The organism is Allopontixanthobacter sp. (assembly GCF_034376665.1).
Taxonomy (GTDB): Bacteria; Pseudomonadota; Alphaproteobacteria; order Sphingomonadales; family Sphingomonadaceae; genus Allopontixanthobacter.
On sequence record NZ_JAXMJI010000104.1, the window covers coordinates 1 to 5,219 of the forward strand.

Annotated in this window: 4 protein-coding genes; 3 read left to right on the top strand and 1 reads right to left on the bottom strand. The window is 62.5% G+C overall.

Annotated elements, in window-relative coordinates:
• The coding region (locus U0988_RS12070) for an ATPase (RefSeq protein WP_322292878.1) at window positions 1-2,409 on the bottom strand (2,409 nt) is incomplete at its 3' end.
• Between the two features lie 71 nt (window positions 2,410-2,480).
• Between U0988_RS12070 and U0988_RS12075 the strand changes: the two genes are divergently transcribed.
• The 3 genes from U0988_RS12075 (at window position 2,481) to U0988_RS12085 (ending at window position 5,041) form a co-directional block, all read left to right on the top strand.
• Complete coding sequence (locus U0988_RS12075) at window positions 2,481-2,789, top strand: Hpt domain-containing protein (RefSeq protein ID WP_322292879.1); 309 nt, start codon at window positions 2,481-2,483, stop codon at window positions 2,787-2,789.
• A 100-nt stretch (window positions 2,790-2,889) separates the two neighbouring features.
• Window positions 2,890-4,062 carry a hypothetical protein gene (locus tag U0988_RS12080; protein ID WP_322292880.1) on the top strand — a complete coding sequence of 391 codons (1,173 nt, stop codon included), beginning with the start codon at window positions 2,890-2,892 and terminating at the stop codon, window positions 4,060-4,062.
• A 25-nt stretch (window positions 4,063-4,087) separates the two neighbouring features.
• Entirely contained in the window at window positions 4,088-5,041 is a 954-nt protein-coding gene (locus tag U0988_RS12085; RefSeq protein ID WP_322292881.1) for a hypothetical protein, read from the top strand.
• Window positions 5,042-5,219: the final 178 nt, after the last annotated feature.

Below are 5,219 nucleotides of genomic sequence, written 5' to 3' on the forward strand. Positions count from 1 at the left end.
TTGGACTGCGCGGCGGGTGAATATTCCGCGGTCACCGCGTAGATAAGATGCCCATGCAGTGTCCGTGACGTCGTTCGACAAGGCCTTGGAAATGTCGATCGAGTTGGAATTGAGGCTCTCGGTAATCAGCGCGACGCGGCGGGAGAAATCGTGATCCACCTGCTCTTCCGCGCGTTCCCGGGCGCGGTTGACGCGCGCTTCCAGATTGCCGGCGAGTTCATCCACCTTGCCGAGTTGGTCGCGCAGATTGGTGGCAGCCAGACGGCCCGCGTCGGTCGCCTTGACCACCGCCGCTTCCAGTTCAGCAACCGCATCGGCCGTCCGGTTGCGCAAGGCGGAGTCGATTGCCTGCGAGCTTTCTTCGCCGATCCGTTCGGCAAGCTGCTTCACGTCAATCGCTGCCCCGCTCTCGATTTGGTCGATTGCCTCGCGCGCAGAGTGCTTGAGGAAGTGGATCGCATCCCGCAGTTCCGTCCGGGCGTTGTCGGACAATCTTGAGCTTTCTGCGCCGAGTTCCGAAAGCGATTTTTCCAGTCGTTCGATTTCTTCCAGATGGGAGCGATTGGCGTCGGTAATCAAGGCGCTCGATCGCTCGATCTGCTCGAGAGCCGCGCGGCCGTTGTTCTGGGCGGACAGGACATATTCGGACAGTTCTGCGCCCTTTTCGCTCGCTTCGCCAAGCAGCAGGCTGATTCGGCCGACCTGGTCTTCGGTCGAAGAAATCCTGCTGCTCGCGTCGGCAATCGCGGAAGGCAATATGTCCCGGCTGTGATTGGAGCTGGCCTGGATCAACTCGAGCAGACGAACGGTGTCTTCGGTCAGACGTGCGATCGCACTTGTGGTCTCGTCAATCCGCTGGCGGTTTTGGCCAAGCTTGTCCGCGATGATCTCCGCCCCGCTGCCGAGAACGGCTTCGGTCTGCGAACCTTGCGCTATGATCGACTGCAAATCATTCTTGAATTGAGCCAACTGGTTCGCAATTTCTTCGGACCGCAAGGACAAACTTTCGGCCTGCGCAATCTGCTCTGCACGCCGCGCCGCGATTGCCTCGTCCAGCCCTGCGAGCCGGGTGCCCAGATCTTCGATGGCTTCCTGTTCGTCCTGCGCCATTTGCAAGCGCCGGTGTTCGAGCTGCTCGTGCAGCGCAGCGCTGCGTTCCGCCATGGTCGCGTCGACCCGCTCGGCCTCCTCGGCGAGTTCCTGCAATTTGGCGCGCGAGGCCGACAGGGCTGCTTCGTCAAGCGCCGAAATCCGCTCGACCGCCTCGGTCAGGCGGGACTGGATACCCTCGATCTGCGATCCCCAGATGCCGATGGCCCGTTCTTCCCCTTCGCGTACCGACTGGCCGATTACCTTGCTTTCGTCACGCAGCGACGTGAGCCGCGAGCGGAGCGATACCAGAACGGCCTCTTCCTGCTCCTCCAGATTGACGCGGGCACCGGACAATTCGCCCGACAGCGCATCCGCGCGGCGCCGGAGTGCGGCCAGCGCGTCCACTTCGCTGTTTTCGAGTTCGACGCGCAATTCTTCGTTGGTGGAACGCAGGGCAGCAAATTTGCCCAGAGCAACGGCCTCCATCTGCGCGGCCTGGGCCTCGAAATCGGTGAGGGCGCCATTGATCGCAACCTGCAGGTTGGCAACTTCGCGCTGCGTTGCCTGGCCGAATTCGTTGAGCCGTTCGAAGCCCGCGACCAGGTCGTCGATCTGGTTGTGCGCCGTACGGCCCGCATTGCCGATGTTGTTGGTCACATCGCGCGCCGAATTCGCGATTACCGGCAGATCATCGCGTAGCCGAACCATGTTTTCGAGCGCTGTTGTGCTGACAGTGGCGATAGCCTCGACCTGCGCACCATTGTCGTGGATCAGTTTCTGCAAATGGTCGGCATGGTTCGAAAGCCGTTCGCCGGCCGAGCGGCCAAGCGATTCCAGCTCGCGCGACTGGGAACCGAGGAAGTCCCGCGCAATGCTGAGTTCGCGGTTTATATTCGACAGACGCTGTTCGAGCGCTGCCGATTCGCCCGACAGTGTGCGCGCCACTTCGCCGTAGCGAGCTGCTTCGCGGGTGCTGTTGCGCAGTGCCAATATCCAGACCGAGACAATCAGCAGGACCGGAACCGACCAGCCGATGACCCATTCGCTCCACTGCTGCGGGGTCCCCCCGGCCAGAAACTCCGAGCGATGGGCCCAGGCATAAAACGCGGTCCAGCCTGCAATTGCCGTTAGCGCGAGTGCAGGGACCAACCAGGCGGCGGAGCGGGATGCGCGATGCTCATCCGCCTCTTCCTCCCATTCCTCTAACGCCTCGACCTCAAGTTCGAGAGGGGCTTCAGAATCCAGCGGTGACGAGTCGGCCGGGGATTCTGGTGCGTGTTCGGGGCCCACGACCCGGATGTTAGATCCATTGCTCATGGGGGGAAAGTATCACTTTTGACGCGGTGTGAAACCCTATCTTAACGCTGAGAGCACTAGAACTGTTGGTAATGTTGTATGAAAACGGCGCTCTCGATGCCAATCTGGCGGCTGCGGCAGGCGATGACACTGCTTTGCTGGCGGAATTGCGCGATGCATTCGCAGGAAGTCTGGCCCGCCAGATCGATCTGCTGAAGCGGTCGCGCTGCGACGCGAACTGGGACGTGGCGGCGATGCGCCTGAAGGGGCTTGCGGCGAGCTTTCATGCAGGCGACCTGATCGCTCTGGCGGATGAAGCCGTTTCATCGGCTCCCGGAGAGCCCACGGTCATTCGGAAGATCGAAGCGTTCCTCACGAACTTCACCGCATGCTCGGCCTGATCGCCTGAAGTCCCGCCGCTTGGCATTGCCGCCAACGCGCCGTAAAGCCCCTGCACCCTGACTCAGGAGCCTGCGCGTGAGGATCGCCTTATTATCAACCATGGAATCCCTGGCCGACGCCGGCGGTGATCCGCGTGCGCTGCTGACGGTTGCGGGCCGCACGATCGTTCGGCACCAGCTGGAATGCGCGCTGGCGCTGGGCTGCGAAAAGATCGCGTGCCAGGCGCCGGGCCTGTCGCGCGAAATGCTGGATCTGCAGCATCTCGCGGAAGGATCAGGCGCGCAGTTCCAGGTTCTGACCGGATCGCGGGTACTTTCCGGTATGGTCCGGGCAGCGGACGAATTGCTCGTTTTCGCGGACGGCCTGCTGCCCGAATGCCAACTTGCCCAAAAACTGCTGGCAGACCGTCCCGCAGTGCTGGTTCTGCCAGCGGACGAAGGCATCGCGGCCGGGTTCGAGCGGATCGATCGCGATTACGCGTGGGCCGGACTGTTCATGGTCCGCGGTGCGGCGGTGGAACGTCTGGCCGATTTGCCGCCCGATGCCGATCCGGTCGCCAGCCTGCTGCGGATCGCCCTGCAAACGGGTACGCGCATTGCGGCAATGCCGGAGGGCGCACTCGCGCGGCATGAATGGGGTCTCGTCCATTCCGCCGACCACGCCGACCGTTACGAGCAGGCATGGCTCGACCGCCATATGCGTCCCGCGCCGCTGGTCGCACCTCTGCTGGCTGCAGCGGACTGGACGGCAACGTCGCTGATCCGGCGCGCGCATGGGGGAAGATTGAGCGGCGGCGGAATTCTCGGCGGCGCTGCGGCACTGGCCGGTCTTGCCGCTTTGACGGGATGGTTCTGGGAGCCGGTTGCAGGATTTGCGCTGCTTGCGGCGGCGTATTTCGCTGCACGGACCGGCGGAGCGCTCAAATCCCTGGAAAGTCCCGGGCGTCCGGCACCCGAGGCGTTGAGCCGGACCTATGGCTGGCTGGTCATGGCACTGGATATCGTGCTGATTGCGCTGTCCGCCATGGCCGGACCGCAGGGTGAGTTCACCACGGTATTGGCCGCTACCAGTTTGATCCTTGCACTCCGCATCGGCGGCGCGCTTCCCCTGGGGAACTGGAAAATACTTTTTGCAGACCGGAGTTTGCTGGTCATAGCGCTGGCAATTGCGGCCTATTTCGGTCAAATTACTCTAGTTTCGCAAATACTTACCGTCTCCGCTCTGGCCGTGATTTTAATCGACGCGGGACGTTCTAAGCTAACGCGGACTTAACCATGTCGGTTTAAGGACAGGGTCCATGATCGATCGTCCTGCGTCCACAGCCGATGAGGCCCCGGTAGAGGCACTGCTCCGCGAAGCGCTGGAGCAGGGCGATGCAGTGCTCGACACCGTCGCCCCCGTCCTCGCACATTTGCTCACGAATAACGATGACACGCTTTTTTCGGACGCGATTGTCGCCCGCGTCAGAGGCATCATGCTGCATCTAGCCTGGCAGTTGCTGATCGCTCAGGGCGAAAGCGCCGGTACCGCGGACCCCGATGCGTTCGCCCGGGAACACCGTGACGAGCTCGCCGCCAGTTTCGCCGAACATTCGCCGCTCCTAACGCATTGTCACGCGTTGGCAGTGGAATGGGATCTCGCGGTCCGGCTCGACCAGCATAGCGCGATCGATCCCATCCTGTCGCCCCTGTTGCAGGCACTGGTTTCGTCCGATGACGAAGGCACTGCGGCGTCCGCGATGACCGTGCTGACGTCGCAGGCGCGATTCATTCAGCATCAACGACGGATGGAATTGCCAGTGCATGAATTGCCGGGTGAGCTGTTCCATCAAGTCCTGGCAATGTGGCGCAATCATATGCAGGATGCCGCAGCAGCAGAGGCCGAGCGGCAATTGCGGGTCGCTTTCGATGAAAGCAGCGGCCGGTTGGGGCTGCTCTCGAGAATGGTGACGGGCATGGGCAGCGGCGCTATCGCTGCACTGTCGATCCGCCATGCCGGCCCCGCGCTGTTCCTTTCGGCCCTGGCCCTTGCATCGGATCAGGACCGCGATTTGGCCGCCCTGTCGACGAACGACGGGCAGATGGCCCGTCTCGCGCTGGCATTACGCGCAGCCGGGATGGAGCCCAAGGCCGTCGAAGAACAATTCTTCCATTTGCATCCCGCAGTAATTTTGCCCGATGTGTTCGGGCTGCTTCGGTCCGACCGTGCCGCAGCGATACTCGCTGCCCGGTATCGAGGCCCGGCAGGGTAAATCGTGAACAGCCCCGCCAATCCCTTTATCGCGGAAGCCCGCAGCGATGCAGACGACCGCCTGGTCGAGGCGCAGGAGCCACTGGCGGAGCTACAGCACCGCTGCGGCGGTGATGTGCCGGGAGTCATCGCCATTCCGGAATTGCTGTCGCTGGTGCGCAAGTCGCGCAAATACGGTT

Excerpts from the sequence above, each read along its gene's own strand:
- U0988_RS12075 (WP_322292879.1), top strand. The coding sequence starts at position 2,481 with ATGTTGTATGAAAACGGCGCTCTCGATGCCAATCTGGCGGCTGCGGCA.
- U0988_RS12080 (WP_322292880.1), top strand. The coding sequence starts at position 2,890 with ATGGAATCCCTGGCCGACGCCGGCGGTGATCCGCGTGCGCTGCTGACG.
- U0988_RS12085 (WP_322292881.1), top strand. The coding sequence starts at position 4,088 with ATGATCGATCGTCCTGCGTCCACAGCCGATGAGGCCCCGGTAGAGGCA.